The sequence below is a fragment of the Sphingopyxis sp. genome, assembly GCF_016704835.1.
GTDB lineage: Bacteria > Pseudomonadota > Alphaproteobacteria > Sphingomonadales > Sphingomonadaceae > Sphingopyxis.
This window is the reverse complement of sequence record NZ_JADIZJ010000018.1, coordinates 1-4617: the sequence shown is the minus strand read 5'-3', so window position 1 is coordinate 4617 and position 4617 is coordinate 1. Positions and strand designations below refer to the sequence as shown.

The 4617-nt window shown below is 64.6% G+C and carries 6 protein-coding genes and 2 pseudogenes; 4 read left to right on the top strand and 4 right to left on the bottom strand.

Annotation, left to right across the window (positions count from 1 at the left end):
• Positions 1–132: 132 nt before the first annotated feature.
• From IPF76_RS14940 to hisG, 3 genes and pseudogenes are all read right to left on the bottom strand, one after another.
• Positions 133–426, bottom strand: coding sequence for a DUF1993 family protein (locus IPF76_RS14940; protein WP_293845664.1), 294 nt, complete (start codon positions 424–426; stop codon positions 133–135).
• A gap of 30 nt (positions 427–456) precedes the next feature.
• Positions 457–1691, bottom strand: a pseudogene (gene hisD, locus IPF76_RS14935) (histidinol dehydrogenase); the annotation flags it as partial.
• Positions 1692–1728: 37 nt separating this feature from the next.
• Positions 1729–2406: an ATP phosphoribosyltransferase gene (gene hisG, locus IPF76_RS14930; RefSeq protein WP_293845662.1), complete on the bottom strand. Its 678-nt coding sequence runs from the start codon at positions 2404–2406 to the stop codon at positions 1729–1731.
• Positions 2407–2528: 122 nt separating this feature from the next.
• Between hisG and IPF76_RS14925 the strand changes: the two genes are divergently transcribed.
• On the top strand, positions 2529–3056 hold the full coding sequence (locus tag IPF76_RS14925; RefSeq protein ID WP_293845660.1) for a peroxiredoxin: 528 nt from the start codon (positions 2529–2531) through the stop codon (positions 3054–3056).
• Between the two features lie 90 nt (positions 3057–3146).
• Here IPF76_RS14925 and IPF76_RS20950 read toward each other — a convergent pair whose 3' ends face one another.
• Positions 3147–3536, bottom strand: a complete 390-nt coding sequence (locus IPF76_RS20950) for an ankyrin repeat domain-containing protein (protein ID WP_366499731.1) — start codon at positions 3534–3536, stop codon at positions 3147–3149.
• A 226-nt stretch (positions 3537–3762) separates the two neighbouring features.
• Here IPF76_RS20950 and IPF76_RS20945 point away from each other — a divergent pair.
• The 3 genes and pseudogenes from IPF76_RS20945 to IPF76_RS14910 all read left to right on the top strand — a co-directional run.
• Positions 3763–3969 (top strand): annotated as a pseudogene (locus IPF76_RS20945) (SCO family protein); the annotation flags it as partial.
• 100 nt (positions 3970–4069) lie between these two features.
• Positions 4070–4393: an SCO family protein gene (locus tag IPF76_RS20940; RefSeq protein ID WP_366499729.1), complete on the top strand. Its 324-nt coding sequence runs from the start codon at positions 4070–4072 to the stop codon at positions 4391–4393.
• Between the two features lie 29 nt (positions 4394–4422).
• Positions 4423–4617, top strand: a 195-nt coding sequence (locus tag IPF76_RS14910) for a YkgJ family cysteine cluster protein (protein ID WP_366499730.1), incomplete at its 3' end; no start/stop codon positions are given.

The window sequence follows — 4617 nt, the reverse complement described above, 5'->3', positions numbered from 1 at the left end:
TGGGCTGAGAGAAGGACAACAGGAAATTCTCCGCCGTGAAATCCATCCGGATGTTCAGGGCGGGGACCGAGAACACCATGTCGCGTCCGATGAAGCCTTCCATTTCATCCACCGTAACGGCCTTGAGCGCGGTTATGCTGGCGCTGACAAGCTCGCGGAACCCGGCAAAGTTTTCCGGCGGGGCGGACCGATCCGGCATGAAACTGCCGACGCGCACGGCCTCGATCGCGCCGATGGAGTGCGTCGATACCCATTTGAGCTGGTTGGCGAGCGAGGCATGTCCGATCCGAAATGCTCCGCAAGCAGCGCCTGTTCGGCGATGCCTTTTTCGGCGCAAAACGCCTCTGCCTTGTCGATCAGGCCCAAAACCGCAGTCAGGATCTGCAAATAGGAGGGGATGGTCGCGTCATAAAGGGAAAGGGGCATCGTCAATCTCCGGCTGCCGGGGCCATTGCCCAGCCGGTTTGCAACACTGTTGGCATGAGCGGGCAGGCCCTCCGCGTGCGCCAGCGCCACCGCCGCCGGGCCGATAGCCGCGAGCGACTCCCGGTCCAGCGCGAGGAAGCTGGTGCGCTTCATGAAATCGAGCACCGAAAGGCCGGAAGAAAAGCGCGCGCGCCGCCCGGTGGGCAGCACATGGTTTGGCCCTGCCACATAATCGCCCACCGCTTCGGGCGTCATGCGGCCCATGAACACCGATCCGGCATGCCGCACCATCGCGAACAACGTATCGGGATCATCGACCGCCAGTTGCAGATGCTCGGGCGCGAGCCTGTCGACCAGCGGCATCGCGGCATCGAGAGACGGCACAGTGATGATCGCGCCATTCTCGTCCCAGCTTTCGCGCGCCACTTTGGCGGTGGCAAGCAGCGGGATCTGCTCGCTCTATCGCGGTGGCGACCTCGGGCGGAGAAGGCAATCATCGTCGGTAAACAGGATCGACTGGCTGGTAGGGTCATGCTCCGCCTCGCTGAGCAGATCCGCCGCGATCCATTCCGGGTCATTGCGCCCGTCTGCCACAACCACGATCTCCGACGGCCCGGCCACCATATCAATGCCCACCACGCCATAAAGCTGGCGCTTGGCCTCGGCCACCCAGGCATTGCCCGGCCCGACCACGACATCGACCGGCGCGATTTCTCCGGTGCCGTAAGCGAGCGCGGCGATCGCCTGCGCGCCGCCGATGCGCCAGACCTCGGAAACCCCCGCGATCCTGGCGGCGGCGAGCACCAGCGGGTTGATCTCTCCATGGGGCGTCGGGGTGACGATAACGATCCGCTCCACCCCCGCGACTCTGGCGGGAATGGCGTTCATCAGCACCGAGCTGGGATAGGCGGCCCGCCCGCCCGGCACATACAGCCCCGCCGCATCGACCGCGCGTTCCATCGCGCGCCGAGACGCACGCCGGCTGCGTCCGTCTCGTCGCGGTCCTGCGGGCGCTGCGTCGCGTGATAAGCGGCGATCCGCTCTGCCGCGAGTTCCAGCGCCGCGCGCAGATCGGGCGCCAGCCCTGCAAGCGCCGCGTCCATCTCCGCCGGCGCGACCCGCCATCCGGTCGCATCCAGATCATGCTTGTCGAACCGCGCGGTGAGATCGGCGAGGGCGGCGTCGCCTTCGTCCCGCACCCGCGCGATAATCCCCCGCACGGCATCGGCCACGTCGGCATCCGCCTCGCGCCGGGCATTGACCAGCGCGTCGAACCGGGCGGCGAAATCCGCCGCGCTCGCGTCAACAGCAGCATCGCCTGCCTCCGCCGCCCCATCCACAGCCTTTGCGAAACGCCTCGACCAGCGGGACGATCTCGCCTGCGCGCATCTTGAATGCGGCACGGTTGACGATCAGGCGCGCGGATATCTGCATGATGACGCTGGTTTCGACGAGGCCATTGGCCTTCAGCGTCGCGCCCGACGATACCAGATCGACGATCCGGCGCGACAGGCCGAGCGAAGGCGCCAGTTCCATCGCGCCATTCAGTTTCACGCACTCCGCCTGAATGCCCTGCCGCGCATAATGGCGGCGGGTGAGGTGCGGATATTTGGTGGCGACGCGCACATGGCTCATGGCCGCCTCGTCCTCGCCGCCCGCCTCGACCGGCTCCGCCACCGACAGGCGGCAATGGCCGATGTTGAGGTCTACGGGTGCGTAGATCTGTGAATAGTCGAATTCATCGATCACGTCCGAGCCGACGATACCGATCTGCGCCGCGCCATGCGCCACGAAGGTCGCAACATCGAAGGCGCGCACGCGGATGATGCTCATATCGAGCCGGTTGGTGGCAAAGCGCAGCGCGCGGCTGTTCTTGTCATGGAAATCCGCGTCCGGCACGATGCCGGCCCGGCCGAGCAGCGGCAGGGCTTCGTCGAGGATGCGCCCCTTGGGCACGGCGATGATGAGCGGCGCGGTCATAACGGCCAAGCGCTTAGCTTGGGGCGCTTCAAAGGGCAAGGAGAGTCGCTTTTGCGGCACGCGTCGGCTATGCTTGGGCCAGCCGGGGACAACAGGAGTAACGCCATGAAAAGCCGAACCAAATGGATTGCCGCGCTGGGGTGACCGGCGCTGCCGCCGTTTTCATTGTCCCGGCGCGCGAGCAGCGCAAGTTGTCTGGCGCCAAAGCCCCCGATTTCACCACGCGCGGCGCGATTGCGGGCAAGATATTTACGCTCAAGCTCTCGGATTATCTGAAAAAAGGCCCGGTGGTGCTCTATTTTTTCCCGGCGGCCTTCACGCCTGGCTGCACGGCGGAGGCGCATGAGTTTGCCGAGGCGACGGATGACTTCAAAGCCGCGGGCGCGACCGTGATCGGCATGTCGGCAGACCCGGTCGATATGCTCGCGCGCTTTTCCAAGGAAGAATGCCGGGACAAGTTCGCCGTGGCATCAGCCGGCCCGGCGATCGTCAAGGGCTATGATGTCGCGCTGCCGCTGCCCGGCGGGCGGACCAACCGCACCTCCTATGTCATCTCAAAGGCCGGGCGCATCGTCTATGCCCACAGCGCGATGCGCTATCAGGACCACAAAAAAACACGTTGGCGGTCGTGCGAAATGAAGGGTAACTGAGTTAAGAAGTTCGGCCCTTGAACCGGGCCGGACATCGCCTTCTTCGGCTGCGCGCTCTTGAATATCTCGATGATCGCCGGGCTGCGGCCATCACGCAATGGCATATTCACGAGCGGAAAGACCAGCCATCAGGTCTTTCTTGTCCGGGTTGGCGCCCTTGCTGACGAGCAGGCGCACCAGCGCCGCATCGTTCAGATGCACCGCGCGGATCAGCGAGGTTTCGCCACCGCTGTTGATCTTGTCCACCTGCGCGCCCTTGTCCAGCAGGATCTGCGCGCCCTCGACAAAGCGGAGCTGTGTCGCCACCATCAGCGGGGTCGCGCCCGCGCCGTCCGCCAGATTGGGATTGGCGCCTTTGCTGAGCAGAAACTCCATCCATCCTGCGTCCCGCCGCGCGGTGACGATATGCAGCGCGGTCTGGCTGGTGCTGACATCGCGGGTGTTGATAATGGTAGAGCCGGGCCGACCCAGATATTCCATCACTTTGCCGCCGTCTGTCGTCGCGCACCGGCCCGAGGAAGGTGTAGCTGTCCGAAAATTGCGCCAGTGCCAGCGTGGGCCATAGCAGCAACGAAAACAACGCGGCGATGATCGCCCGGCGCAGGGTGGCAAAAGGAGGCTGGTGGTTCATAGGCTGGTTATGCCGCTTTCCATGCATGATTGGCAATTGCCAATCGCGCCCTAACATTGCAAGGCTGGCCCGGTGATGAACAGACGCCCTTCTCTCGTCGTAATGTCGGCAGCCTTGCTGCTGGCGGGGTGCGACGCTTCGCAGGACGCCGCCGCCCCATCCGCCGCCCCGGCGGAGACGGACCTGCGCGGCGCAACCATCGGCGGGCCGTTCGCTCTGACCGATCAGGATGGCAAACAGCGCAACTGGGCGGAGTTTCAGGGGCGTTATCGCATCGTCTATTTCGGCTATACCTATTGCCCGGATGTCTGCCCGCTCGATTTGCAGAGGATCGCGCAGGGTTTCGCCTGTTCGAGTAGCTGCCTGACGCCGCGCGGCCAAAGTGCAGCCTATCTTCATTTCGGTCGACCCCGAGCGGGACACGCCTGCCGCATTGAAAACCTATGTAACGGCCTTTCACCCGCGCCTCATCGGCCTCACCGGCACCGAGGCGCAAATCGCCACGGTGGCGAAGAGCTTCGTTACCGTTTACAGCAAGGTGACGCAGAAGAACGGTGCCTATCTCGTTAGCCACACGCGCACGCCGATCCTGTTCGGGCCGGAGGGCGCGCCGCTGGTGATGCTGCCGGTGGATGATACCGCCACGCCGCAGGCGGAGGGCACGCCTGAACAGATTGCGGATGCACTCGATCGCTGGGTGAAATAGCGCGTGGCAACGCCGCTGCGCCCGCGTTTCTGGAATTGCCGCTTGATGCGCCCGGTTCCGAAGAGGGAAGCGCCTGCGACGGGTGCGGCAAATGCTGCCTCCACAAGGCGGAGGATGAGGAGACGGGCCGCGTCTATTTCAGCAATATCCGCTGCAAGTTGCTGGACGGGGACTGCGGGCGCTGCACCGATTATACGAACAGGCGCGCGCATGTGCCTGATTGC